The 25,879-nt window shown below is 46.4% G+C and carries 22 protein-coding genes; 19 read left to right on the top strand and 3 right to left on the bottom strand.

Annotation, left to right across the window (positions count from 1 at the left end; genetic code table 11):
• Positions 1–20 precede the first annotated feature (20 nt).
• Positions 21–923 (bottom strand): LysR family transcriptional regulator, encoded by a 903-nt coding sequence (locus GGR02_RS01015; protein ID WP_183182894.1) that lies wholly within the window; start codon positions 921–923, stop codon positions 21–23.
• Between the two features lie 114 nt (positions 924–1,037).
• Here GGR02_RS01015 and gltB point away from each other — a divergent pair, with 114 nt between their 5' ends.
• From gltB to GGR02_RS01000, 3 genes are all read left to right on the top strand, one after another.
• On the top strand, positions 1,038–5,579 hold the full coding sequence (gene gltB / locus GGR02_RS01010) for a glutamate synthase large subunit (RefSeq protein ID WP_183182893.1): 4,542 nt from the start codon (positions 1,038–1,040) through the stop codon (positions 5,577–5,579).
• 40 nt (positions 5,580–5,619) lie between these two features.
• Positions 5,620–7,065: a glutamate synthase subunit beta gene (locus GGR02_RS01005; protein WP_183182892.1), complete on the top strand. Its 1,446-nt coding sequence runs from the start codon at positions 5,620–5,622 to the stop codon at positions 7,063–7,065.
• Positions 7,066–7,144: 79 nt separating this feature from the next.
• A complete protein-coding gene (locus GGR02_RS01000; protein WP_183182891.1) occupies positions 7,145–7,732 on the top strand; it encodes a phosphatase PAP2 family protein in 588 nt (195 codons plus the stop codon).
• A 96-nt stretch (positions 7,733–7,828) separates the two neighbouring features.
• Here the strand turns inward: GGR02_RS01000 and GGR02_RS00995 are convergent, their stop codons facing one another.
• The gene (locus GGR02_RS00995) at positions 7,829–8,293 is read right to left on the bottom strand and encodes a YkyA family protein (RefSeq protein ID WP_183182890.1); all 465 of its coding nucleotides are present in this window, start codon (positions 8,291–8,293) and stop codon (positions 7,829–7,831) included.
• A gap of 81 nt (positions 8,294–8,374) precedes the next feature.
• Between GGR02_RS00995 and GGR02_RS00990 the strand changes: the two genes are divergently transcribed.
• The 13 genes from GGR02_RS00990 to GGR02_RS17355 all read left to right on the top strand — a co-directional run bounded on the left by GGR02_RS00990 (position 8,375) and on the right by GGR02_RS17355 (position 22,385).
• Positions 8,375–8,821: a DMT family transporter gene (locus GGR02_RS00990; protein WP_183182889.1), complete on the top strand. Its 447-nt coding sequence runs from the start codon at positions 8,375–8,377 to the stop codon at positions 8,819–8,821.
• Between the two features lie 172 nt (positions 8,822–8,993).
• Positions 8,994–9,884, top strand: a complete 891-nt coding sequence (locus tag GGR02_RS00985) for a nitrilase-related carbon-nitrogen hydrolase (RefSeq protein ID WP_183182888.1) — start codon at positions 8,994–8,996, stop codon at positions 9,882–9,884.
• A 187-nt stretch (positions 9,885–10,071) separates the two neighbouring features.
• Positions 10,072–11,409, top strand: coding sequence for an NAD(P)-dependent oxidoreductase (locus tag GGR02_RS00980; RefSeq protein WP_183182887.1), 1,338 nt, complete (start codon positions 10,072–10,074; stop codon positions 11,407–11,409).
• A gap of 1 nt (position 11,410) precedes the next feature.
• Positions 11,411–12,688, top strand: coding sequence for an NAD-dependent dihydropyrimidine dehydrogenase subunit PreA (gene preA, locus GGR02_RS00975; protein WP_183182886.1), 1,278 nt, complete (start codon positions 11,411–11,413; stop codon positions 12,686–12,688).
• A gap of 14 nt (positions 12,689–12,702) precedes the next feature.
• Positions 12,703–14,118: a dihydropyrimidinase gene (hydA, locus tag GGR02_RS00970; protein ID WP_183182885.1), complete on the top strand. Its 1,416-nt coding sequence runs from the start codon at positions 12,703–12,705 to the stop codon at positions 14,116–14,118.
• Between the two features lie 81 nt (positions 14,119–14,199).
• A complete protein-coding gene (locus GGR02_RS00965) occupies positions 14,200–15,636 on the top strand; it encodes an NCS1 family transporter (protein ID WP_183182884.1) in 1,437 nt (478 codons plus the stop codon).
• Between the two features lie 12 nt (positions 15,637–15,648).
• Positions 15,649–15,870 (top strand): hypothetical protein, encoded by a 222-nt coding sequence (locus tag GGR02_RS00960; RefSeq protein WP_183182883.1) that lies wholly within the window; start codon positions 15,649–15,651, stop codon positions 15,868–15,870.
• 40 nt (positions 15,871–15,910) lie between these two features.
• Positions 15,911–16,144, top strand: coding sequence for a hypothetical protein (locus GGR02_RS00955; RefSeq protein ID WP_183182882.1), 234 nt, complete (start codon positions 15,911–15,913; stop codon positions 16,142–16,144).
• A 98-nt stretch (positions 16,145–16,242) separates the two neighbouring features.
• A complete protein-coding gene (locus GGR02_RS00950; protein ID WP_183182881.1) occupies positions 16,243–17,817 on the top strand; it encodes a PucR family transcriptional regulator in 1,575 nt (524 codons plus the stop codon).
• 124 nt (positions 17,818–17,941) lie between these two features.
• Positions 17,942–19,408: a CoA-acylating methylmalonate-semialdehyde dehydrogenase gene (locus tag GGR02_RS00945; RefSeq protein ID WP_183182880.1), complete on the top strand. Its 1,467-nt coding sequence runs from the start codon at positions 17,942–17,944 to the stop codon at positions 19,406–19,408.
• A gap of 23 nt (positions 19,409–19,431) precedes the next feature.
• Positions 19,432–20,781, top strand: a complete 1,350-nt coding sequence (locus GGR02_RS00940; protein WP_183182879.1) for an aspartate aminotransferase family protein — start codon at positions 19,432–19,434, stop codon at positions 20,779–20,781.
• A 92-nt stretch (positions 20,782–20,873) separates the two neighbouring features.
• Positions 20,874–21,965 carry a DnaD domain protein gene (locus tag GGR02_RS00935; protein ID WP_183182878.1) on the top strand — a complete coding sequence of 364 codons (1,092 nt, stop codon included), beginning with the start codon at positions 20,874–20,876 and terminating at the stop codon, positions 21,963–21,965.
• A 285-nt stretch (positions 21,966–22,250) separates the two neighbouring features.
• Positions 22,251–22,385 (top strand): hypothetical protein, encoded by a 135-nt coding sequence (locus tag GGR02_RS17355; protein WP_260174919.1) that lies wholly within the window; start codon positions 22,251–22,253, stop codon positions 22,383–22,385.
• Positions 22,386–22,401: 16 nt separating this feature from the next.
• On the opposite strand, the gene GGR02_RS00930 is transcribed toward GGR02_RS17355, so the two are convergent.
• On the bottom strand, positions 22,402–22,995 hold the full coding sequence (locus tag GGR02_RS00930; protein ID WP_229706046.1) for a TetR/AcrR family transcriptional regulator: 594 nt from the start codon (positions 22,993–22,995) through the stop codon (positions 22,402–22,404).
• A gap of 113 nt (positions 22,996–23,108) precedes the next feature.
• Here GGR02_RS00930 and kynU point away from each other — a divergent pair, with 113 nt between their 5' ends.
• The 3 genes from kynU to kynA are packed head-to-tail and all read left to right on the top strand — an operon-like array spanning position 23,109 to position 25,865.
• The gene (kynU, locus tag GGR02_RS00925) at positions 23,109–24,383 is read left to right on the top strand and encodes a kynureninase (protein ID WP_183182876.1); all 1,275 of its coding nucleotides are present in this window, start codon (positions 23,109–23,111) and stop codon (positions 24,381–24,383) included.
• A complete protein-coding gene (kynB, locus tag GGR02_RS00920; RefSeq protein WP_183182875.1) occupies positions 24,383–25,015 on the top strand; it encodes an arylformamidase in 633 nt (210 codons plus the stop codon). Before kynU ends, kynB begins: the two co-directional genes overlap by 1 nt.
• Before the next feature lie 4 nt (positions 25,016–25,019).
• The gene (gene kynA / locus GGR02_RS00915; protein WP_183182874.1) at positions 25,020–25,865 is read left to right on the top strand and encodes a tryptophan 2,3-dioxygenase; all 846 of its coding nucleotides are present in this window, start codon (positions 25,020–25,022) and stop codon (positions 25,863–25,865) included.
• The last annotated feature ends 14 nt before the right edge of the window (positions 25,866–25,879 follow it).

Below are 25,879 nucleotides of genomic sequence, written 5' to 3'. Positions count from 1 at the left end.
TTCGTGGTTGGCAAGCCATTTTATCGATATTTTTCTAACATCGAGAAAAATTGTTTGACAAACTCATAAAACACTTTGACCGATGGGGCGAGTTCGTGCTGGTTGGAAAGAATAATTCCGACGTTTCGTTTGACTTCCGGCATTTCAATCGGGATTTTGGCCGTAAAGCGCGGCATCGTATCATAAAACGTATTTTCCGGAAGCAACGTAATGCCAATGCCGGCAGAAACGAGCCCTTTAATCGCGTCCAAATCTTCCCCTTCCGATGAAATAAGCGGCGAAAATCCCGCCTGCTTGCACGCATCGCGGACGATTTTATGCAGCACATATCCTTCTGGAAACATAACAAACGGCTCTTCGCGCAATTCATTTAACGCTATACTTGCTCGGTTCGCAAACCGATGATGGAGCGGCAACAGCACGGAAAACGATTCGATAAATAAAATATCGCCGCGAATTTCTTTCTCTTCGGTCGGAATTGGTCCGAGAAACGCTAAATCCACTTCCCGCTTTTTCACCGCCTCGATTAAAAACTTATACGATCCTTGCCGCAAATGAAATTTGACGTTCGGATGCTCTGCTTTAAAGGCGGAAATAACCATTGGCATCGTATGGCTCGCTAAGCTTGTCGGAAAGCCAATTTTCACCGTCCCTCGTTCCGGATCTAAATATTCTTCCATTTGTTGCTTCGCATAATCGACCGTGCGTAAGATTGCTTCCGCATGCGGCAAAAAATAGCGACCAGCAGGCGTCAACCGTACATTTCGTCCTTCCCGCTCAAACAACTCCACTCCTAACTCATCTTCTAAATTGGCAATTTGCCGGCTAATCGCCGATTGAGCAACATGAAGCAGTTCTGCCGCTTCGGAAACGTGCTCACGCTTCGCTACTTCGACAAAATATTTCAACTGCCTAAATTCCACCATATCCCTCCTATTTATCGCAAAATGAGATAAATTTAATCTTAATTATATATTGTTTATATGAATCATGGAAACTACAATTACAAGTAAGACTTTAACGGAAGGGGAAGGCAGATGAGACATGTTGGACTACCGAAGGCGCAAGGCCTTTACCACCCAAGCTTTGAACATGACGCCTGTGGCATCGGCTTGTATGCCCATCTAAAAGGAAAAAAATCGCACGATATTGTGAAAAAAGGGCTTCATATGTTGCGGCAGCTCGAGCATCGCGGCGGGCAAGGAAGCGACCCAGAAACAGGAGACGGCGCAGGGATAATGGTACAAATCCCGCATGAATATTTTCAAACGGTTTGCGGAAAAATGAAGCTTCCCGAAAAGGGGAGATATGGTGTCGGAATGGTCTTTCTTCCAGAACGCGAAACGGAACGGACGGATTACGAACAAAAAATAAACGACATCATTCAAGCCGAAGGACAAACCGTATTAGGCTGGCGGACAGTGCCTGTTCATCATGAAAAAATCGGGAAATTAGCGAAACAAAGCAAACCGTTCATTCGGCAACTATTTATTGGCGCAAGCGACGATTTACATGATTCGCTCTCGTTTGAACGGAAGCTATACGTCATTCGAAAGCAAGCAGAAAAGCTGGCGCCGAACAATGAATTTTATTTTGCTAGCCTCTCAAGCCGCACGATCGTCTACAAAGGGCTACTAACCCCTGAACAGCTCGATGAATTTTACGTCGATTTACAAGATGAACGATTTCAGTCGGCGTTTGCCCTTGTCCACTCTCGTTTTAGTACGAACACCTTTCCGAGCTGGGAACGAGCGCATCCGAACCGCTACTTAATTCATAATGGCGAAATTAATACGCTCCGTGGCAATATGAATTGGATGATGGCACGGGAAAAGCAATTTGTCTCTGATCTTTTCGGGGATGACTTGCAAAAAATTACGCCGATTTTAGATAAGAACGGAAGCGACTCGTCGATTTTAGATAATGCGTTCGAATTTTTCGTGCTATCAGGGAAAGAATTAGCACACGCGGCGATGATGCTTATTCCGGAGCCGTGGTTTTGGGACAATGAAATGGACGACGCGAAAAAGGCGTTTTACGAATATCATAGTTGTTTCATGGAGCCGTGGGACGGTCCGACGGCGATTGTATTCACCGATGGAAAGCAAATCGGCGCCATTTTAGACCGGAACGGTTTGCGTCCAGCTCGCTACTACGTAACGAAAGACGACTATATTATTTTTTCCTCGGAAGTGGGCGTCATCGATGTCGCGCCAGAACAGGTGCTTTATAAAGAGCGGCTGAGCCCAGGGAAAATGTTGCTCATTGACTTAGAAGAAGGCCGAATCATTTCCGATGAGGAAATGAAAACGAAAATGGCAAGCGAAAAACCGTATCGCCAATGGTTGAACGAGCAAATGATTTCGCTTGCGGACTTACCCATTCCAGACGAAATCGAACCGCTAGAAAACATTACAACGCTGCAAAAAGCGTTCGGGTATACGTACGAAGATGTGGAAAAAACGTTGTTGGCGATGGCACGTGACGGAAAAGATCCTGTCGGAGCGATGGGGAATGATGTGCCGCTAGCGGTATTATCGGAACGTCCACAAAGTTTGTTCCATTATTTTAAACAGCTATTTGCACAAGTGACGAATCCACCGATTGACTCGATGCGTGAGTATATCGTGACATCGACGATGACGTTGCTCGGAAAAGAAGGAAACATCCTTCATCCAGAAGCATCTGCCGCCCGGCGCATTCGTCTAGATTCGCCGATTCTTTCTAACGAAGAATTGGCGGCGTTAAAAGCGAATCCGTATCCAGAGTTTCAAGCGGTGACGATTCCGTCATTGTTTACAAATGACTTAAAAGAAGCGCTTGATGAACTTTGTCAAACCGCCGAGACGGCGATGGAAGCAGGAGCCGTTTTGCTTATTTTGTCGGACCGCGGCGTTGACGAACAACATATCGCCATTCCACCGCTACTTGCGGTGAGTGCTCTTCACCAACATTTGATTCGAAAAGGGACGCGGACAAACGTAAGCATTATCGTTGAATGCGGGGAAGCGCGGGAAGTGCATCATTTTGCGGCATTAATTGGATATGGAGCGGATGCAGTGAATCCGTATTTAGCGCTTGAAACGATTCGGCAGGCGGTCGAGGCGAAAGCGGTGACGTTGACATATAAAAAAGCGGTAGAAAACTATCAAAAAGCAGCGACAGACGGCGTCGTCAAGGTGATGGCGAAAATGGGCATTTCGACTGTCCAAAGCTATCGTGGTGCACAAATTTTTGAAGCAATTGGAATCGGAGAGGATGTCATCGAGCAATATTTCACGGGAACTGCTTCCCAACTTAGTGGCATTGGGTTAAAAGAAATTGCAAAAGAAGCGAAAATGCGCCATGAACGAGCGTTCGCTGCGCTCGATGAAACGCTCGATTCCGGTAGCGAATTCCAATGGAGAAGCGATGGGGAGCACCATGCGTTTAACCCGAAAACGATTCACCTTTTGCAATGGGCGTGCCGGAAAAATGATTATGCGCTATTTAAGCAATATTCGAAGCTAGCGAATGAAGAACAGGTGACGTTTTTACGCAATTTATTTGTATTTGATGAAACGAGAAAACCGATTCCGTTGGAAGAAGTAGAGCCAGTGGAATCAATCGTTCGCCGCTTTAAAACAGGGGCGATGTCGTACGGTTCCATCAGCCAAGAAGCACATGAAGCGCTCGCGATTGCGATGAACCGTATCGGTGGCAAAAGCAATAGCGGCGAAGGCGGGGAAGATTCGCGCCGGTATGTGGTCGATGCAAACGGCGATTTTCGCCGAAGTGCCATTAAGCAAGTGGCGTCTGGACGTTTTGGTGTAAAAAGCCATTATTTAGTGAACGCGGACGAATTGCAAATTAAAATGGCGCAAGGCGCAAAACCTGGAGAGGGCGGTCAGCTACCAGGCAATAAAGTATATCCTTGGGTCGGAAAAGTGCGCGGCTCTACTCCTGGCGTGGAACTCATTTCGCCGCCGCCGCATCACGATATTTACTCGATTGAAGATTTGGCGCAACTTATTTACGACTTAAAAAATGCCAATCGCCACGCCCGTATTAGCGTCAAGCTTGTGTCCAAAGCAGGCGTCGGTACCATCGCGGCAGGCGTCGCTAAAGGGGCAGCGGATGTGATCGTCATTAGCGGTTATGATGGCGGAACTGGCGCATCGCCAAAAACAAGTATTAAGCATGCAGGACTCCCTTGGGAGCTTGGGCTTGCGGAAACGCACCAAACGTTAATGCTAAACGGCTTGCGCGACCGCGTCGTGTTAGAAACAGACGGAAAGCTCATGACAGGGCGCGATGTTGTGATGGCTGCGCTGTTTGGGGCAGAAGAATTTGGCTTTGCGACCGCGCCGCTTGTCGTCTTAGGCTGTGTGATGATGCGTGTTTGCCATTTAGATACGTGTCCGGTCGGAGTGGCGACGCAAAATCCAGAGCTGCGTGAAAAATTTACCGGAAAACCAGAGCATGTCGTGAATTTTATGTATTTTATTGCGCAAGAAGTTCGCGAACTAATGGCCCAACTCGGCTTTCGGACGGTAGAAGAAATGGTAGGAAGGGTCGACGTATTAAAGGTAAGCGAGCGTGCGAAGCAACATTGGAAAGCGAAACATTTAGATGTATCGCGCTTGCTATATAAAATCGATGGACCGCGTACGTTTTCCCGACCGCAACAACATAAAATCGAACAATCGCTCGATTACAATGAGCTTTTACCAGCTGTCGCTCCAGCGCTAGAGCACATGGAAAAAGTGGAGCTATATCTAAATATTTGCAATGTGAATCGTACGGTCGGTACGATTGTCGGAAGCGAAATTTCGAAGCGTTACGGGGAAGAAGGGCTGCCGGAAGATACGATTCGTCTTCATTTCCGCGGCTCTGCCGGTCAAAGTTTCGCTGCCTTTGTGCCGAAAGGAATGACGATGACGCTTGTTGGCGATGCGAACGACTATATTGGAAAAGGGCTTTCTGGCGGCAAAGTAGTCGTCCTACCACCGGAAGAAGCGCCGTTTTCCTCAGGCGATAATGTCATTATTGGAAATGTTGCCTTTTATGGAGCAACGTCTGGCGAAGCGTACATTCGCGGTCGTGCAGGGGAACGATTTTGCGTTAGAAACAGCGGGGTAAACGCGGTTGTCGAAGGCGTTGGCGACCATGGCTGTGAATATATGACAGGCGGGCGCGTCGTCATTTTCGGAACGGTCGGCAAAAACTTTGCGGCAGGAATGTCTGGAGGAATCGCTTACGTATTGGCAGATAACGCCGAACAATTTATGCGGACGGCGAACCGGGAAATGGTATTGTTCGAATCGCTAGAAGATGCAGAGGAAATTCGCGAAGTATATCAGATGATTTCGCGACACTACCAATATACAAACAGCCCAAAAGCAGCTCAGCTATTAGCTGCTTGGGATTCGTTTATCCCGAAAGTTGTAAAAGTAATTCCGAAAAACTATAAACGGATGATGGAAACCATTTTAATGATGGAACGTTCCGGATTGCCAAACGAACAAGCGCTGCTTTCGGCGTTTGAAGCAGTGACAAAACAGAAAGAGCTCAGTCCATTGGAAGCGGTCGCGAAATAAGCGGCCGCCCTCACAATGTGGAAGAGGAGGGAGACCGACGATGGGAAAAGCGACAGGATTTATTGAATATGTGCGGGAAGAAGAAAGGAAGCGGAAGCCGCTTTCCCGCTTGGACGATTGGAAAGAGTATACGTCACCGTTTTCCGATGACACGCTTGCTCGGCAAGGAGCGCGTTGCATGGATTGCGGGACGCCTTTTTGCCATATGGGTATGGAATGGAACGGATTAACGTCCGGCTGTCCGATTCATAATGTCATTCCGGAATGGAACGATTTAGTCTATCGTGGTCGTTGGAAAGAAGCATTAGATCGGCTATTAAAAACGAACAATTTCCCCGAGTTTACGGGAAGAGTATGTCCGGCACCGTGTGAAGGTTCCTGTACGGTTGCACTTTCCGATCAAGCGGTTGCGATTAAAGGAATTGAGCGAGCCATTATTGATAAAGGGTTTGCGGAAGGATGGATTCAACCGCGCATTCCGAAAAAGCGAACAGGGAAAAAGGTCGCGATTGTCGGTTCAGGGCCAGCAGGTCTTGCCTGTGCCGATCAGTTGAATCAAGCAGGACATTCGGTAACGGTGTATGAACGGGCAGACCGCATCGGCGGGCTGTTAATGTACGGCATTCCGAATATGAAACTAGAAAAAGAAATCGTGGAGCGAAGAGTACGGTTGCTGGCAGAAGAAGGCGTTACGTTTGTAACAAATACGGAAGTTGGCAACCATATCACCGCAGAGGCGCTTCGCGCGCAATACGATGCCGTCGTTTTATGCACAGGCGCTCAAAAGCAGCGCGACCTTGCTATAGAAGGAAGAGAATTAGACGGAGTACATTTGGCGATGGACTATTTAACGTCTGTCACGAAAAGCTTGCTTGATTCTCATTTTATGGACGAAAATTTTATTGATGCAAAAGATAAACACGTCATCGTCATCGGTGGCGGCGATACAGGCGCAGACTGTGTGGCGACAGCGTTAAGGCAACAGTGTAAAAGCGTCGTTCAGTTCGGCAAACATCCGGCATTGCCAAAAAACCGAACAGAAAACAACCCTTGGCCGCAATTTCCGCTTATTTTTACGCTCGATTATGCGTATGAAGAAGCGAAAGCGAAATTTGGCGAAGACCCGCGTCAATATTGCATTCAAACGAAAAAAATGGTCGGAGATGGAAAAGTAAAGGCACTTCATACGATTCAAATGGAAAAAACAGAAAATGGAACGTTTCGCGAAATTCCAGGAACAGAAAAAGTATGGCCGTGCGACCTTGTTTTTATTGCCATTGGCTTTGAAGGACCGGAACAATCCCTTTTTGCGCAGTTTGGGGTAGTTAACCAACCAATGACAACGACTAAATATGCAACGAACGTGGAAGGAGTGTTTGTTGCAGGGGACGCAAGACGAGGACAAAGCCTAGTCGTATGGGCGATTCGCGAAGGACGAGAAGCAGCGCAAGAAGTACATCATTTTTTAATGAATGCAGTGAAATAGTAAAGAGGAGAGAGCGCTCTCCTCTTTTTCTTCTTATGAGAGAAAGATATGATAAAATGGCAAAGAAGGGAGGGAGATGATGAGCAAAAAGCTTGTCGTACTATGTGTTAGCTCTTTTTTTCTATTTGTAGCGCTATGGTGGGCGATTCATTATCCAACCGTTCTTTCTGTTGATAAAACGTTGCTTACTAGTTTTCGGGCATGGGGATGGTTGAATGCTTTGTCATTGCTTGGGTCATCTGTCACGATTGGCGTTTGCAGCATTGTGCTTGTTTTGTTTTTATTGCTGCGAAAAAGAGTATACGGAATGGTGCTTGTATTAATAGCCGTCGCCGGGGGATATGGGCTGAATACGTGGATGAAACATGTAGTAGGAAGAGAAAGACCGCCATTTTCCCATGAGGAAGGTTTTAGTTTTCCAAGCGGTCATGCGATGATGTCTAGCATTTATTTATTGCTAGCAGCCTACTTTCTCGGGCAAGAGGTGAAGCAACGATTTGCCCGATTTCTCCTGTACGGTATTTCCATTCTATTGGCGCTGTTAACAGGGATTAGCCGCTTAACTCGCCACGTTCACTATCCGACCGACGTGCTGGCCGGATTTGCTTTGGCCGCTTCGTATCTTTCGCTTTGCATAATCGTGTATGAAGTTTTTCAAAAAAAATAGACTAAACTATTCTTAAGTTCTAGCTTTTCTGCCGTAGTCGGCAAGTTTTGCTTGCCGATTGCGGCATAGATCATCAACGCTCGTGATTAGCACCTGTTAGATGGATTTTCGTTTGCGCAATGTGCGGATGGCTATCTCGTGTTCTCCTAGCATTTCGTAGATTGATTGGTGGCGTTCGAGAAGTTCTTGCAGCAGTTCTGTGTTTTTCTCCACTTTTCCGTGAAGCTTGTGCATATCCATGCTTAATGCCTCAAGTTTTGCATCTGTTTCATCTTGCCGATGCATAAGCGCTTGGACGAGCGCATATAATTCTTCTTGTCCAGCTAACAACGATTTTTGCGTCGTTTCAAGTTGAATTTGCCGTTCTTCCATACGAGAGAAAGCGTTTTCAAGCTGGGTTTGCCGCTCTTCCATACGAGAGAAGGCATTTTCTAATTGAGTCTGTCGTTCTTCTAGCCGCGTTTGCCGCTCTTCTAAGCGCTTTTGCCCTTCCTCCAGCGATTCTACTTTTGTTTTCACCTCGTTTAACGTATCGAGAATTTGCTGCAGCAGCTGCTCCATCTTTTTCACCCCCTTTACAATTTTCTATTATACCATTTGGCGAAGGTGGAAGAAATAAAAATAACGGTAGGAGGAATGATGATGAAATGGGTATATATGTTACTTGCGTTAGTTGGTGGGATGATGGCAGGAACGCAAGCGCCGATTAACGGCAGTCTTGGAAAAAAGATTGGCAGTTTAGAAGGGGCGTTTATTTCGTTTTTTGTCGGGTTGCTATTTTTAACATTTCTTACCCTTTTTTTCGGGAAAGGGCAGCTGGGGAACGTATTTCACGTTCCGAAATGGAATTTACTAGGAGGTTTGCTAGGGGCGGTATTTGTAACGATTATGATTGTAACCGTACCGAAAACAGGCGCAGCAACTGCCATTTTCGCTGCCATTGCTGGGCAAATGATCGCTAGCCTTATCATTGACCATTTCGGATGGTTTGGTGTGCAAAAAATCCCAATCAATACCAATCGCTTGTTTGGATTACTATTGATGGTACTTGCATTATTTTTCATTCATCGCGGCAGTAAATGGACATAATGAACAGCGGGGAAATAGATTCATTTGACAAAACGTCTAATCTAAATTTCTGCTTGCCTAAATACATTATTACTACTATCGGAATCTGTCCAAAAACATGTTGGACAATAACAGGCATGAAAAGCAGAAGCGGTTCATAGATTGATAGAAAAAAATAGAGGAGGCTAGAAAAATGGCAGATCGAGTCAAAATTGGGCTCATTCAAGCATCCCATGACGTGCATGGGGACGAACCGGTCGAGGTGCATAAAGAAAAGGCGATTGAAAAGCATATTCGCCTCGTCAAAGAAGCAAAGGAAAGAGGGGCACAAATCATTTGTTTGCAAGAAATTTTTTACGGCCCATACTTTTGCGCGGAACAAAATCCGAAATGGTACGATGCAGCAGAAGAAATTCCGAACGGACCAACGACGAAACAGTTTCAACAACTGGCGAAAGAGCTTGGCGTTGTGATTGTGCTCCCGATTTATGAGCGGGAAGGAATTGCTACGTATTACAATACAGCGGTAGTCATTGACGCTGATGGAACGTATTTAGGCAAATACCGAAAACAACATATTCCACACGTCGGTGTCGGCAATGAAGGATGTGGATTTTGGGAGAAGTTTTATTTCAAGCCAGGCAATCTCGGCTATCCGGTGTTCGACACCGCTTTTGCGAAAATCGGTGTTTATATATGCTATGACCGCCATTTTCCAGAAGGCGCACGAATTTTAGGGCTAAAAGGGGCAGAGGTTGTCTTTAACCCGTCGGCGACTGTCGCTGGTTTATCCGAATATTTATGGAAGCTGGAGCAACCTGCCCATGCCGTAGCAAACGGCTATTACGTCGCAGCTATTAACCGAGTTGGCTATGAGGCGCCGTGGAACATGGGCGAGTTTTACGGGCAATCGTATTTAGTGGATCCACGCGGAAATTTTGTGGCGATTGCTAGCCGTGACAAAGAGGAAGTCGTGATTGGCGAAATGGATAAACAAATGATTCGCGAAGTTCGTAACGTCTGGCAGTTTTATCGCGACCGCCGCCCTGAAACGTACAACGAAATGACCGCACTATTGCCATAACTCGTCGCAGCAAAAGGGAGTAGGGGTTACCTCTATTCCCTTTTTTTAAAAGGCAAGAAAGTATAAATCTTACGATTAGGTGGAGCGCTGTCTAGCTCCAAGCGCCATCGGCTCCAATCCTCGATGGGGCTTGTGCGATTTTCGCGATAGGCGGGCGCTTTTCTTAACAAGAAAAGGAGGGACGAATATGTCGCTATTTGATGTCACGAAAAATTTTCAAGAAGTGACGAAAGGATTGAACGACCGCGAAGCACTTGAAGAAGCGAACCGATGTTTGTATTGTTACGATGCTCCGTGTATAAAAGCATGTCCAACCGGCATCGACATCCCGACGTTTATTAAAAAAATTGCGACGGGAAATATAAAAGGCTCTGCGAAAACAATTATGCTTGCCAATCCTGTCGGTGCAAGCTGTGCGCGAGTATGTCCGACGGAAGAGCTATGTGAAGGCGCCTGTGTGCTGAACAATGCAACGAAGCCGATTATGATCGGAAATTTACAACGGTATGCGACCGATTGGGCGATTCGCAATGAAGCCGTTTTATTTCAAGCAGGCAAACGAAACGGCAAAACGGTAGCAGTTGTCGGTGGCGGTCCGGCTGGATTGTCCGCTGCCCGAGAATTAGCAAGAATGGGGTATGCGGTCACGATTTTTGAAGCGGAACAAGAGGCTGGTGGGCTGAACACGTATGGGATTGTGTCTTTCCGTTTGCCACAACATATTTCGTTTTGGGAAGTGAACCAAGTAAAAAGCTTAGGGGTGGAAATCAAGACAAACACAAAAGTAGGAAAAGACGTTTCCGCTGACGAGCTATTAAACACTTATGATGCGGTCGTATTGGCAGCGGGAATGGGGCGCGTGCCGATGCTTGGCATCGAAGGAGAAGAACTCGATGGCGTATACGATGCGATTGAATGGATTAAAGAAACGAAAACAAAGCCGTTCACTAATAAACTACTTGGGAAAAAAGTAGTCGTCATCGGCGCAGGAAATACGGCGATCGATGCGGCAACGTGTTCCGTGCGGCTAGGGGCAGAAAACGTCAAAATTTTGTATCGCCGGACGAAAGAAGAAATGACCGCTTACGATTTTGAATACGAGTTTGCTAAACAAGACGGGGTGGAGTTTCGTTGGCTGACAGCACCGAAACGAATCATTGGCGACGAGAACGGAAAAGTCACCCATATTGAATGTGTTCGGATGACGTTAGGAGAGCCAGCTGCCGACGGACGCCGCCGTCCAATTCCAGTCGAAGGCTCCGAATTTACGATGCGCGTCGATGCGGTTATTAAAGCGATTGGGCAAACGCGGCATGTAGATTTAATCGAACAATTTCAGTTAGCGCACGATGGCGGGGTAGTAAAAGTAGCGCACGAAACGTATCAAACGTCCAATCCGAAAGTATTTGCTTGCGGCGACATCGTGTTTGGCAAAGGGAAGGGAGAAGCGATGGTCGTCGCCGCCGCACAGCAAGGAAAACAAACCGCTTATGCGATCCATCAATTTTTGACTGGGGGGAAATAAGATGGCGGATTTACGCATTAACTTAGCAGGAATTAAGTCACCAAATCCATTTTGGCTCGCTTCTGCCCCGCCGACTAATTCTGGCTACCAAGTGCAGCGGGCGTTTGAAGCAGGCTGGGGCGGGGCGGTTTGGAAAACGCTCGGCGAACCGATTTTAAACGTATCGTCCCGATTTGCCGCGCTTCATTTTAATGGGCAGCGCGTTGTTGGCTTTAACAACATTGAGTTAATTACCGACCGACCGCTAGAAGTCAATTTGCAAGAAATGTATGAAACGAAAAAACGGTTTCCCGACCGGGCGCTTATCGCATCGCTGATGGTCGAACCGAAGCGGGAAAAGTGGCATGAAATTGTGAAACGGGTCGAAGCGGTAGGCGTGGACGGACTCGAACTAAATTTTGGCTGTCCGCACGGAATGGCGGAACGCGGCATGGGATCAGCGTCTGGGCAAGTGCCGGAACTTGTTGAGAAACAAACGTATTGGGTAAAAGAAGTTGCAACAACACCAGTCATTGTGAAACTCACGCCAAACATTACAGACATTACAGCAACCGCCGAAGCGGCAGTAAAGGGCGGAGCGGATGCGATTAGCATGATTAACACGATTAATAGTTTAATGGGAGTTGACCTTGACACGTGGAACACGATTCCGCACGTAGCCGGAAAAGGGGCGCACGGGGGATATTGCGGTCCGGCAGTCAAGCCGATTGCGCTAAACATGGTTGCCGAATGTGCTCGCCATCCACGCATTCGTGTGCCGATTTCAGGCATAGGCGGCATTTCGACGTGGAAAGATGCGGTTGAATTTATTTTGATGGGAGCGACCGGCGTGCAAGTATGCACGGCAGTCATGCATCACGGATTCCGCATCGTCGAAGATATGATGGAAGGGTTAAACCATTACCTTGATGAAAAAGGAATTGCTTCCGTCATGGATTTAGTCGGCAAATGCGTTCCGAACTATTCGGATTGGGGCAATCTTGACTTGAACTACAAAGTCGCTGCTCGCATTAATCAAGATGTTTGCATTCAGTGCAATAAATGCTACATCGCTTGCGAAGATGCATCGCACCAATGCATTGACAGACTAACAGACGATGATGGAAAGACGTATTTAAAAGTTCGCGAAGAAGATTGCGTTGGCTGTAACTTATGCTCAATCGTCTGTCCGGTCGATGGGGCGATTGACATGGTCGAAATTTCGAACGACCTTCCACCGATGACCTGGAACGAACGACAAGCAGCGCTTCAAGCATTTACAAACTACCATCTTAAATAAAGGAGAGGAAACGGATGAGAAAAATTATTAAAAATGGTGTCATTGTGACAGCGACCGACATGTATGAGGCAGATGTGCTGATTGAAGGGGAAAAAATTGCGGCGATTGGCCGACATTTCGAGGAAGCAGGCGCGGAAATTGTCGACGCTGCAGGATGCTATATATTTCCAGGAGGAATTGATCCACATACGCATTTAGATATGCCGTTTGGTGGAACGGTGACGAAAGATGACTTTCAAACAGGGACGATCGCAGCGGCATTCGGTGGCACGACGACGATTATCGACTTTTGTTTAACGAATAAAGGTGAGCCGTTAAAAAAAGCGATTGACACGTGGCATCAAAAAGCGAAAGACAAAGCGGTCATCGATTACGGATTTCATTTAATGATTAGCGAAATTAACGACGACGTACTCGAACAATTGCCGAACGTCATCGAGGAAGAAGGCATTACTTCGTTTAAAGTATTTATGGCATACAAAAACGTTTTTCAAGCAGACGACGGTACACTATACCGCACGTTAGTCGCCGCAAAAGAGCTTGGTGCGCTCGTTATGGTACATGCCGAAAACGGTGATGTCATCGACTATTTAACGAAAAAAGCGCTAGAAGATGGAAATACCGACCCGATTTATCATGCTTTAACCCGTCCGCCAGAAGTAGAAGGGGAGGCGACAGGGAGAGCGTGCCAATTGACGGCATTGGCTCATTCACAATTGTATGTCGTTCACGTTTCTTGTGCACAAGCGGTCGAACAAATCGCCAAAGCGCGCGATAAAGGCTGGAATGTATGGGGAGAAACGTGCCCGCAATATTTAGTGCTCGATCAATCGTATTTAGAAAAGCCGGATTTCGAAGGGGCAAAATACGTATGGTCACCGCCGCTTCGTGAAAAGTGGCATCAAGAAGTGCTTTGGAACGCGTTGAAAAACGGTCAGCTGCAAACGCTAGGTTCCGACCAATGCTCGTTTGATTTTAAAGGGCAAAAAGAACTAGGAAGGGGGGATTTCACGAAAATTCCAAACGGTGGCCCAATGATTGAAGACCGCGTCAGCATTTTATTCAGCGAAGGGGTGAAAAAAGGGCGGATTACGCTAAACCAATTCGTCGACATTGTGTCGACAAGAAGTGCAAAACTGTTCGGATTGTTCCCGAAAAAAGGAACGATTGCCGTTGGCTCAGACGCCGATCTCGTCATTTTTGATCCGAATATCGAGCGGGTTATTTCGGCGAAAACGCATCATATGGCGGTCGATTACAACGCGTTTGAAGGGATGAAGGTGACAGGCGAGCCAGTGTCTGTGTTAGTAAGGGGCGAATTTGTCGTTCGTGACAAAACGTTTGTCGGAAAACCGGGGCATGGTCAGTTTATAAAGCGAAACAAATACGGAAAACAAACAGTGCCGAAACAAGGCAGTCTATCTATCTAATCGATTATATGCATCACTCCATGTAGCTGCGGGCTGTTTGGGCGAAGTACGAAAGTGAATGACAAAAAGAGGAGTGATTGTATGAGCGACAAAAATTATTTAAAATCGCCAGATCTTTTGCCGATTCCGCACAAAGGCAAAACGATCGGTTCGTTAGGATTTGCATTAATTTGGGTCGGAATGGCAGTGGTACTTGCGGCGTTTGCGATTGGCGGTGCCGGTGTCCAACATTTGCCGCTCGGCTGGGTAATCGTCGGGACGGTCATCGGGACGGCTGCCATCGGCATGTTTATGACGATTATTGGCGATATCGGCATTGAACACGGGCTGTCCTTTCCTGTTTACATGCGGGCACCGTTCGGAACAATCGGCACGCATATCCCTTCTATCATTCGTGGGTTCGCTGCTTCGTGTTGGTTCGGGATTAATACGTATTTCGGTTCAACTGCGATTAACGGCATTCTCCATCTTTTGTTCGGGTTTGATAACTGGTTTTTATGCTATTTCATTTTTGCTGCGGTTCAATTAATTAATACCGCGCTTGGTATTAAAGCGATTGAACGGTTTGCGGATTTAGCGGCACCGGTCATTATCATTATTTCGGCATGGATGTATTCCACCCTTTCGGATAAAGCATTAGCAGAAGGGCGTCACATTTGGTCATGGGTCGAGAGCCCAGTAACAGGTGGAGCAGCAGTGACCGCGTTTATTGTCGTTATTATGAGCAACATGGGATTTTGGTCGACGTTAGCTGCCGATATGCCATCGATTTCTCGCTTCATTCAAGCGCCGAAATATGAGCGGAGCTGGTGGAAGCGCAATAAAGCATCGCTCATGGGCAACTTGCTTGCGTTAACGTTAACGCAAACGTTTATGGTTGTCATCGGTGCGGTTTCCTATATCGCGATTCAAAACTATGACCCTGTTGCCGCACTACAAAAAGCAGCAAGCGGCATCATTCTTGGCGTATTGTTATTAATGATTGTGTTGGCGCAATGGTCGACAAATACGTCCGCCAACGTCATTCCAGCAGCGACGATTTTCTCCAATGTTGGTGGACCGAAGTTTCCGTTTTGGGCAGGGGTATTTGCGGCAGGAGTGCTCGGAACGATCGTCCAGCCGTGGAGTTTGTTCAACATTATTATTCCAGCATTATTAATTTGCGGTGGTGTATTATCTGCTATCGTCGGCATTTTGTTCGCAGACTATTATTTAATTCGGAAGCGGCGTGTAAACGTACCAGATTTATATAATGTCGACGGGCAATTTCGCTATGCGAACGGTTACAATTTGGCAGGGTTTCTCGCGTGGATTATTGGTGGCACAGCGGCATATTTTCTAGCAAACTATTCCTTTGTCGTTGGGTTTCTTGTCGGGATGGTTTGTTATTACGTTTTAGCGAAATATTGGTGGTTCCAAAAATATAAACAAGCCGAGCTTGAAGACCCGGACGATGAAAAATATTTAGGAATTACCGTCGGGCGCGATTGGATGATTGATGTAGAGGAGAGTAAGTAAGGAGGCGAAATCGTGTCATACGAGCAATTTTTAGAAGAAAAAACGAAGATTGATGAACTGCTTCAACAAGGATATTCGATTGAGCGTGTCGTCGAAAATTTAGACGGGGCATTTTTACAGTTTGTCCGAAAAGCGCGCGATGGAAAAATGAAAACGCAAACGCTGCATATTCAAAGCGCAGACGCGCGTAAATATTTTTCGGTACGTGTCATACAGCAACTGAACAATGCATAACTATTAAAAATTCTTCATTCTCAAAAAAGGAGAGGTTGCGGTGGAGTTTTATTTACAAGCGAAAGATGGCGCGTTTCCGTGCGAAGTAACAATTGACGAAGATAACGGGCGATACATGATTCGGAAAGCAGATACGAGCGGTGAGGTGTTTAACACGCCAGAAGAGTTAGTACGGTGGATTGTCGCCAATTGGAAAAGCGAGGACTTTCTTGACCGAGAGCAGTTCGAGCGCATGATGAACGAAATTCGTCTATACATTCCGATTAACCAATAGTGAAAAGAGGAACGGGGCAACTCGTTCCTTTTTCGATGAGGCAGGAATGACGAAGTTTTTACGGAATACGTATGGTAATAAAGCGATGGGGTGGGAGAATGCACGAACATTTTCAAATGACGGTAGCGGATGTGTTGAAGCGAAAACATTTTGAAAAAGCAAAAGTCATTGCGGGACATCAAGGGGTGCACCGCATCGTGAAATGGGTGCACGTCGTCGAAGTGACAAACATTCATCATTTATTAAAGGGAAAAGAGTTGATTTTATCTACTGGTGTTGGTTGGAAAGAAAATGAGTCACTGCTTTGTTCCTTTTTGCAGCAACTGATCGAATGTGACGCGTCTGGGCTGTGCATCGAAATCGGCACGTACACGTCGTCGATTCCGCAAGAAGTGATTCAATTGGCGGATGACCACCAATTTCCAATCATTCTGTTTTTACAAGAAGTACCGTTTGTGGAAATTACGCAAGATATTCATACGCACTTAATTAACCGCCACTATCAAATGATTGCTAATTTAGAAGCATATTCGCAACAGCTCAACAAAAAGTTATTGTCGATTGGCCACTATTACGAGATTTTAAAGTTTTTACACCATTATTTAGGCCATCAAGTATTGTTTCAAATGAATGGAAAAGAGGCAGAGTTCGTTCCGGAATGCTCAGAAAAAAAGAAGCGGGAATGGTTAGCATACGTGGAGCAACCGTCGAAACAAACCGCCTCCCAAGCGATCCAGCTGTTTCATAACGACTATGCTCGGCTCTCCATTCTTTCGACAGCGCAAGAAATAAGCGAATTTGATTTGCTTATTTTAGATCGGACAGCAACCGCCATCGCCCAACATTTATTACGCGATTTGTACGTCGAGGAAAAAAAGCGGTTGGCGGAACAAGAATGGCTGAAAGGTTGGCTAGAAGGTGAGCATAGTCCGCAAGCGATTTCTGCTTATTTAACAGAGCATGCTCCGCAAGTAAAAGCAAAAGGCGGGTGTGTTGTTCTTTGCAAATTTCCGTCTGCCAAACTATCGAAAGATGTGACGTATTTTCTCCTATTGTTTCGGACAATTTTTGAACAGCAAGGCTTTCATTTATTTTCTATCCAGTTGCGCCATTCGCTTCTTTTTATTTTCGTGAATAAGCGCGACGTAAACACATGGAAAGTACGGATGCACGCAGGGATTGAGCGTCTGTTGCAATCGGAGTTTATGCAGGCGAAAAAGTCGTCCGTTACATTAAGCGTTGGCAAATTTGTGGACAACCTCGCCTTGCTTCCGAAAAGTTATCAAACGGCGCAAGAAACAAGCCGTATCCAACAACGACTTGGAAAAAAGATTGCTAGCTATTTTTACGAAGATTTGCATATGGCAAAAATCGTTTCATTAATGGAATCATCCGGTCATTTACGCGACATGGTGAACGAATATTTAGCCCCAATTATTCAACACGACGAAAAACATAACGGAAAGCTATTGGAAACGCTAAAAGTATATTTAGCGTGCAACGGCTCGAAAAAAGAAACGGCCGAACGGCTTTTTATTGTGCGCCAGACACTTTATCATCGCCTGCAAAAGCTGGAACAACTAATAGGTGATGATTTTATGCATCCGGAAAAACGCTTAGCGATGGAATGCATGATTTATGCGTATGAATATTTGCCAAACCTTTTGGAATAAAACGATTCCCGCTTGTCATATTGTGGAATGGGGGGATGTGGTATTTTGACATTTTGTCTAATGAATGCCTTTTTAAACTGCGGGATAATGAAAGTACAGTTTATCGTCATTAGGAGGGAATAAAATGGCTGTAACAAAAAAGGAAACAACGGTGTTAAAAAACTTTATTGGCGGAAAATGGGTAGCATCCAGCGGAACCGAAACGTTAGAAGTGCCAAATCCGGCGACGGGGGAAGTGTTAGCGAGGGTGCCAATTTCGACAAAAGAAGATGTCGAGCAGGCGGTACAAGCTGCTAAGCAAGCGTTTGCAACGTGGCGGAACACCCCGGTTCCGAAGCGGGCGCGCATCATGTTTTCGTTTCATCATTTGTTAAATAAGCACCACGAAGAGTTGGCGAAGCTCGTTGTGTTAGAAAACGGAAAAGCGTATAAAGAAGCATACGGCGAGATTCAGCGCGGCATCGAGTGCGTCGAGTTTGCCGCAGGTGCTCCGACGTTAATGATGGGCGAATCGCTAGCCGGGATTGCCGAAGACATTGATTCAGAGATGTTTCGCTATCCGCTCGGGGTTGTCGGCGGGATTACCCCGTTTAATTTCCCGATGATGGTGCCGCTTTGGATGTTTCCGCTAGCGATTGCGTGCGGTAATACGTTTGTGTTAAAGCCTTCGGAGCGGACGCCGATATTAGCGAACAAACTAGCAGAATTATTTACCGAAGCAGGGGCGCCAGCAGGGGTGCTTAATATCGTGCATGGGGCGCATGATGTTGTAAATGCGTTAATCGACCATGAAGACATTCGCGCCATTTCGTTCGTCGGTTCACAGCCAGTCGCCAAATACGTATACGAGCGAGCGGCAGCGAAAGGGAAACGGGTGCAAGCGCTTTCTGGAGCGAAAAACCATCATATCGTCATGCCAGATGCTGATATTGAACTAGCAGCGCAGCACGTCATTAGCTCTGCGTTCGGAAGCGCTGGCCAACGCTGCATGGCGTGCAGTGCCGTTGTTGTCGTTGGCGAGAACGAAAAATTTGTGCAAACGTTAAAGCAAAAAGCAGACGAATTAACGATCGGCAACGGTTTAGAGGAAGAGGTGTTATTGACGCCGGTCATTCGCCAGTCGCATCGCGAAAAGGTGCTTAGCTATATTGAAAAAGGTATCGAAGAAGGGGCAACGCTACTTAGAGACGGTCGTAAAGAAATGGAAGAAATGACGGAAGGAAACTTCCTTGGGCCAACGATTTTTGACCACGTGACCCCAGAAATGACGATTGCGAAAGACGAAATTTTTGCGCCTGTGCTTAGCTTATTGCGTGCCGCCGATTTAGACGAAGCGCTTTCTTACATTCGTCAATCACGGTACGGAAACGGGGCGACGATTTATACAAAAGACGCAAAAGCCGTGCGGAAGTTCCGCGAAGAAGCGGATGCGGGGATGCTAGGCATTAACGTCGGTGTGCCGGCAACGATGGCCTTTTTCCCATTCTCTGGCTGGAAAGATTCGTTTTACGGCGATCTTCATGTCAACGGAAAAGACGGGGTGAACTTTTATACGCGCAAGAAAATGATTACGTCTCGGTTTGATTTTTAATTTGGATGAAAGAAGGGATAATCATGGTGCAAACGGACCAAAGCCAGCTGCTTGCGAAAGATGAACGTTATATATGGCATTCGATGAAGCCGTATAACCCGCAATCGACGCTTGTTGTGATAGAAGCGAAAGGCTGCTGGGTGACGGATCATACAGGGAAAAAATATTTAGATGCGATGGCCGGTCTATGGTGCGTAAACGTCGGCTATGGGCGCGAAGAATTGGCAAAAGCAGCGTATGAACAGTTAAAAACGCTCGCGTATTTTCCACTCACGCAAAGCCATGTGCCTGCCATTCAATTAGGCGAGAAATTGAACGAGTGGCTTGGCGACGAATACGTCATTTTCTTTTCCAATAGCGGCTCGGAAGCGAACGAAACGGCATTTAAAATCGCAAGACAATATCACCAGCAAAAAGGCGATTATCACCGCTATAAAATTATTTCCCGGTATCGGGCGTATCACGGAAATTCAATGGGGGCGCTCGCTGCGACAGGGCAAGCGCAACGGAAATATAAATATGAACCACTTGCGACGGGATTTATCCATGTGGCACCTCCGGACAGTTATCGCGAGGAAGAAACGGCCACCGATCCGCGCGAGTGGAAATCGGTGAAGGCGATTGACCAAGTGATGACATGGGAGTTAAGTGAGACGATTGCCGCGGTCATTATGGAGCCGATTATTACCGGCGGCGGAGTACTCATTCCGCCGGACGGCTATATGAAAGCGGTGAAAGAAGTGTGCGAAAAGCACGGGGCGCTCTTGATTGTCGATGAAGTGATTTGCGGGTTCGGCCGCACGGGCAAACCGTTTGGCTTTATGCATTACGGAGTGAAACCGGATATTATTACGATGGCGAAAGGGATTACAAGCGCGTATTTGCCGCTATCAGCAACCGCCGTTCGCAAAGACATTTACGAAGCGTTCAAAGGGACGGAAGAGTACGATTATTTCCGCCACGTCAACACATTTGGTGGCAACCCAGCAGCGTGTGCGCTTGCAGTAAAAAACTTAGAAATCATGGAAAAAGAAAATCTAGCAACACGTTCGCATGATGTCGGTGCACAGCTACTAAATGAATTGAAAAACCGTCTCTGCGGCCATCCGTACGTCGGTGACGTCCGCGGCAAAGGCTTGCTCATCGGAATTGAATTAGTGGCCGACAAACAAACGAAAGCCCCGCTCGATGTAGCGCTCGTCAATCAAGTAATTAACCGTTGCAAAGAAAACGGGCTCATTATCGGCAAAAACGGCGCGACGGTCGCTGGATACAACAACGTCTTGACATTGTCGCCGCCACTGACAATCGAAGACGAAGACATCGCGTTTTTAGTGCAAACATTAACGGCGGTGTTGGCACAAGTTAAGTAGAAAAAGGAGAGTGGACGGCTCTCCTTTTTTTCTTTGAATCTATCCTTTTCCTATTCAAAAAGCGATAGAAAAGGAGAAGGGGGAGAAGAGGAATGAATATTTCACTACAGCTTGCTTGTCAAATTGGGTTGAATGAAAGCATTGTGCTTAGTGTGCTTCATCAAGTGTTGCAAGACGAAGAGACGGAGTGGGTGATGCTCACGTATGACCAATGGCAGCAATTGATGCCGTTTTGGTCACTAAGCACCGTTCGCCGGATCATTCGGCGGCTAGAGCAGCTTGGTTACATCGAAGCAGCGAATCGGAATCGCAACAAAATCGATCAAACGAAATCGTACCGTATTTGTTACGAAGAACTACAAAAACAAAACATTGTTCTAAATAATCAATATGAAAAACTCGAATTACGGAAACAACCGAAAGAACCACTAGCTTTTCTAGCTGTTCAAAATGGCAAGCAGAGTGAGCGGGATGAACAACGAACGACGGACGATGGGCAGACCGTTGCTGGCCACACGTTTGGCTATATTGACCAGCCGGCTGTTCATCATCGCGAAGCAATGAGTCACAATGGACAAGGATCGTCTATGCTTGGCGACCATGTGCAAAAAGCGGCTCAACCGCTAGTTGTGCAACGAAATTTGCCGACGCAAGCGGTTGTAACAAACACCTCACTCGCTCATTCGTTAGATCAGATTGAGCAGACGATGTTACTAAAAAACAATGTTCTAAATAAACAGTCTGAAATATATCATTTATCTCTCCAAGACAATTATGAGAAACAAGAAGAAAAGAAGAAGATATGGTCGTTTTATCAACAGTATCATTTTTATCCGAATAATCACTATGTCCAAAAACGAATAGTTGACTGGATCGAAAAAACGAATGCTCCACTCGTTTTGGAAGCGCTAAAAACCGCGCTTGAATACGGAAGTACGTCATGGAAGTATGCAGAATCGGTGCTGTATGACTGGCAGGCAAAACAGTACGAAACGGTCGAAGATGTGGAGAAAGCAAAACGACGAAAACGGCGCCGCTCCGTGCCGCAAAAGCGCCCGCCGATTCGCCGTGAACTTTTGCCCGATTGGTTTGAAGACTACAAAAAACAATGGGAAACACCAACAACGCCTGAGCCGCCAATCGATAAAGAGGCGTTGCGTGAGCGGCTGCAAAAATACCGATAAGCGTTGCGACAATAGCTCCGTCGAAAGTATGAATCATCTTCCACCTCCATTCCGATGTCATATCGTTATGACTTCTTTACAATAAAGCTACGAATGGAGGGGAGAACGATGATTGTTCATGATGTTATTCACAAACTAATATATGACATAGAATACGCGACGAGCAGAAAGCGATAATTAGCCACGGGTGTTGATTATCCATTATTTTACTAAAAAAACACAGAATCATATGACTGAACACAAGCTTTTCTGCCTCTTCCCTCGAACAAGAATGCCGGCGGGCAAATGACATTTGCCCGCAAAGCGTTCATTGTTCGAGGAGGGCATGCTGTGCGCATGCCCAGTCGGCAAGCGGTTCGCTTGCCGACTACGGCAGAAAAGCTAGAAATAGAGCGATGTCAACTGGTTTTTATTGGTTAATCAACACGCCTGATAATTAGCTATATACTCCGTTAGTATACATTTCGGTTAAGTGCCGTGCTGCCTCCTCTAACGAAAATGGCACAGACGGCTCGGTTAACTCCCACATATACATTTCGTTTGCATAAAACCAGCCGCGCGCCACTAACTTTGGCTGCAAATGGCGTTTAGCTAATCCATTTTTTTGCGAATACGCTACATCTTCGGCAATTCGGGCAATGAAACGTTCACGAATCTGTTTCCACGTTTTTGCAGCAATAGAGGAGGCGCCGATTGCCTCTTTCATTACTTGCAATAGCGCTTTCTCTTGCACGGCTAGTTCGAGAAACAGCCGAACTTGATGGTGAATAAGGCGCACGGCTTCTCCTTTTGTTTTTGGCGCAAACGGCAGTTCGGCAATCGCGTAAAACTTTTGCATCACATCTTCCATGATGTCAATAAAAATTTCGTCTTTGTTTTGAAAATAGACGTACGCTGTGCCGTAGCCGATGTTTGCCTGCTTTATAATTTGGGTAATCGTTGTTTTTTGAAATCCGTTTTGCAAAAACACGTCGTAGGCAGCAGCGACAATTTTTTGCCGCGTTTGTTGCGCTTTTTGTTGACGTTTCATGTCGGTCCCTTCCTTTTCCGTCATGACATTATGTCATTGACATCGTGTCAATTTCTTTATATTATTTTAACTAAAAATAAAGAAAATTCAAAACAAAAGGTGGCGAAGAGGAAATGTCCCGATATGAACGGCAATACGCGCGCTTGCTTGATGCCCAAGACGAGCTAGCGCCGTATCGAGAGGAGTTTTATTTGCAGGAAGGAACGATTTATTTAGATGGAAACTCGCTTGGTTTGCTTTCGAAACGAGCGGAGCAGGCGCTTTTTGACATATTGCAGGCATGGAAAACATATGGCATTGACGGCTGGACGAGCGGAAACGATCCGTGGTTTTACTTATCGGAGTCGCTTGGGGAGAAGATGGCCTCGATTGTCGGCGGCAAGCCAGAAGAAGTGATTGTGACTGGATCAACAACGGTCAACCTTCACCAGCTCGTCGCTACGTTTTATGAGCCAAAAGGAAAGCGGACGAAAATTTTAGCCGATGAGCTCACGTTTCCATCGGATATTTATGCGCTCAAAAGCCAATTGAAATTAAAAGGGTATGACCCAGAAAAGCATTTAGTACTTGTTAAAAGCAAAGACGGACGGACAATTGACGAAGCGGACATTATCGCAGCAATGACCGATGAGATTGCCCTTATTGTGTTGCCAAGTGTTCTTTATCGCAGCGGCCAGCTGCTTGATATGAAAACGCTGACAGAAGAAGCGCACAAGCGAGGCATTATGATCGGTTTTGATTTATGCCACTCGGTCGGAGCGATTCCGCATCAGCTTCACGACTGGGACGTCGATTTTGCGTTTTGGTGCAACTACAAATACTTAAACGCCGGACCGGGAAGTGTCGCTGCTTTATACGTTCATGAAACGCATTTCGGACGGGAAGTAGGATTGAGTGGGTGGTTTGGCTCGAAAAAAGAAAAACAGTTTGATATGGAACTAGAACTGGCGCAAGCAGCACACGCAGGAGCGTTTCAAATCGGCACGCCGCACATTTTAAGCACTGCACCGCTCATTGGTTCGCTTTCGCTTTTTTGTGAAGTCGGCATTGAGAAAATCCGCCAAAAATCGTTAGCGTTGACCCGCTATATGATGGAATTAGTAGAACACGAACTAGCGGGATACGGATTTACGATCGGCAATCCAACCGACGATGCGCAAAGAGGTGGGCATGTGTATTTAGAACATCCGGAAGCGGCAAGAATTTGCAAAGCGTTAAAAGCAGAAGGAGTGATACCGGATTTCCGCAAGCCAAACGGCATCCGTTTAGCGCCGGTGGCGTTGTACAATACGTTCGAAGACGTATGGCAAACGGTGCAAATTTTAAAGCAAATGATGAAAGAGGGGCGGCATAAACAATTTGATAATGAACGGGGAGTGGTAGCGTGATGAAAGCAGCTTGGATCGACATTTCGCAACCGCTTTCGAACGCGATTGCTCATTGGCCGGGCGATACGCCGTTTACGTATGAAGTGTCGTGGACGAAAGCAGAAACGGGTTCGGTGAATGTCGGGAAAATGACCACAAGCGTCCATATCGGAACGCACGTCGATGCGCCGTTTCATTTCGACGATGAAGGGGCGAAAATTCTCGATTTGCCGCTTGACGTGTTTATCGGCCCAGCGCGCGTAATCGATGTGTCATCGGTTGAAACGATTGACAGCGAAGTATTGCGAACATTCGATCTTTCCGGTGTTTGCCGTCTCTTGCTAAAGACGAGCCTGCCAAATCATCCTGAGAGATTTCCAGAGAAGATCCCAACACTTTCGCCTGACCTCGGTCCATTTCTTAAAGAAAAGGGGATTGTGTTGCTTGGGGTCGACATGCCATCGGTTGACCCGCTCGACAGCAAAGACCTCGCAACCCATCATTCGCTTGCGAAAAACGGGGTGCATATTTTAGAAAACGTCATGCTCGATCATGTTGAGTGCGGAGACTATGAGCTTATTGCGCTTCCGCTTCCGTTAAAAGATGCGGACGGAAGCCCGGTGCGTGCGGTCATTAAACGAATGGGGGAGTAGGAAAATGAGTACAGAACGAAATAAAAAATTAGCATCGGAAAAAGGAATTCATACCGACTTTTTAAATAAAATGACATATGGCGACTATTTGCAGCTCGATGCGCTGTTATCAAGCCAAAAGCGTCTTTCCGACCATCATGACGAAATGTTGTTTATTATTATCCACCAAGTGAGCGAATTATGGATGAAACTGATTTTGCATGAGCTGCGCGCGGCAATTGAAGCGATTGAACGAAACGACATGGACCCAGCGTTTAAAATGCTTGCGCGCGTGTCGAAAATTCAGTCGCAAATTATTCATGCGTGGGACGTATTATCGACGTTAACTCCATCAGAATATATGGAGTTTCGCGACAAGTTAGGGCAAGCGTCCGGATTTCAGTCATACCAATATCGCATGATTGAATTTGCGCTCGGCTATAAAACGGATTATATTGTCAAAATTTATGAGAAAGATTCTGTTTTACACGAAGAATTGAAACGTGCACTTTATGCACCAAGCATTTACGACGTGGCGTTAAAGGCGTTAGCGCGGGCCGGTTTTCCGATTCATCCTGCACTGCTTGCTCGCGACTATTCCGAACCGTACGAAGAAGACCCGACGGTAGAAGCGGCGTGGCTTGCGGTCTATCAAAACGTTGACCAATATTGGGAGCTATACCAACTGGCAGAAAAGCTAATTGACATTGAAGATTGGCTGCAACAATGGCGCTTCCGCCATATGAAAACGGTCGAACGCATCATCGGGCATAAAACGGGCACCGGCGGTTCATCTGGTGTCACGTATTTGAAAAAAGTACTGGACCATCGCTTTTTCCCAGAATTGTGGAATATTCGTACGAAACTATAGAAAGGAAGGACGGA

Source organism: Anoxybacteroides voinovskiense, from assembly GCF_014196205.1.
Lineage (GTDB): Bacteria > Bacillota > Bacilli > Bacillales > Anoxybacillaceae > Anoxybacteroides > Anoxybacteroides voinovskiense.
The sequence above is the reverse complement of the archived record's forward strand: the minus strand, read 5'-3'. Positions and strand labels throughout refer to the sequence as shown.

What these genes read in the sequence shown, in the direction of transcription:
- gltB (WP_183182893.1), top strand. Translation starts at nt 1,038, where the DNA reads ATGAGACATGTTGGACTACCGAAGGCGCAAGGCCTTTACCACCCAAGC.
- GGR02_RS01005 (WP_183182892.1), top strand. Translation starts at nt 5,620, where the DNA reads ATGGGAAAAGCGACAGGATTTATTGAATATGTGCGGGAAGAAGAAAGG.
- GGR02_RS01000 (WP_183182891.1), top strand. Translation starts at nt 7,145, where the DNA reads ATGAGCAAAAAGCTTGTCGTACTATGTGTTAGCTCTTTTTTTCTATTT.
- GGR02_RS00995 (WP_183182890.1), bottom strand. Translation starts at nt 8,293, where the DNA reads ATGGAGCAGCTGCTGCAGCAAATTCTCGATACGTTAAACGAGGTGAAA.
- GGR02_RS00990 (WP_183182889.1), top strand. Translation starts at nt 8,375, where the DNA reads ATGAAATGGGTATATATGTTACTTGCGTTAGTTGGTGGGATGATGGCA.
- GGR02_RS00985 (WP_183182888.1), top strand. Translation starts at nt 8,994, where the DNA reads ATGGCAGATCGAGTCAAAATTGGGCTCATTCAAGCATCCCATGACGTG.
- GGR02_RS00980 (WP_183182887.1), top strand. Translation starts at nt 10,072, where the DNA reads ATGTCGCTATTTGATGTCACGAAAAATTTTCAAGAAGTGACGAAAGGA.
- preA (WP_183182886.1), top strand. Translation starts at nt 11,411, where the DNA reads ATGGCGGATTTACGCATTAACTTAGCAGGAATTAAGTCACCAAATCCA.
- hydA (WP_183182885.1), top strand. Translation starts at nt 12,703, where the DNA reads ATGAGAAAAATTATTAAAAATGGTGTCATTGTGACAGCGACCGACATG.
- GGR02_RS00965 (WP_183182884.1), top strand. Translation starts at nt 14,200, where the DNA reads ATGAGCGACAAAAATTATTTAAAATCGCCAGATCTTTTGCCGATTCCG.
- GGR02_RS00950 (WP_183182881.1), top strand. Translation starts at nt 16,243, where the DNA reads ATGCACGAACATTTTCAAATGACGGTAGCGGATGTGTTGAAGCGAAAA.
- GGR02_RS00945 (WP_183182880.1), top strand. Translation starts at nt 17,942, where the DNA reads ATGGCTGTAACAAAAAAGGAAACAACGGTGTTAAAAAACTTTATTGGC.
- GGR02_RS00940 (WP_183182879.1), top strand. Translation starts at nt 19,432, where the DNA reads ATGGTGCAAACGGACCAAAGCCAGCTGCTTGCGAAAGATGAACGTTAT.
- GGR02_RS00935 (WP_183182878.1), top strand. Translation starts at nt 20,874, where the DNA reads ATGAATATTTCACTACAGCTTGCTTGTCAAATTGGGTTGAATGAAAGC.
- GGR02_RS17355 (WP_260174919.1), top strand. Translation starts at nt 22,251, where the DNA reads ATGACATTTGCCCGCAAAGCGTTCATTGTTCGAGGAGGGCATGCTGTG.
- GGR02_RS00930 (WP_229706046.1), bottom strand. Translation starts at nt 22,995, where the DNA reads ATGAAACGTCAACAAAAAGCGCAACAAACGCGGCAAAAAATTGTCGCT.
- kynU (WP_183182876.1), top strand. Translation starts at nt 23,109, where the DNA reads ATGTCCCGATATGAACGGCAATACGCGCGCTTGCTTGATGCCCAAGAC.
- kynB (WP_183182875.1), top strand. Translation starts at nt 24,383, where the DNA reads ATGAAAGCAGCTTGGATCGACATTTCGCAACCGCTTTCGAACGCGATT.
- kynA (WP_183182874.1), top strand. Translation starts at nt 25,020, where the DNA reads ATGAGTACAGAACGAAATAAAAAATTAGCATCGGAAAAAGGAATTCAT.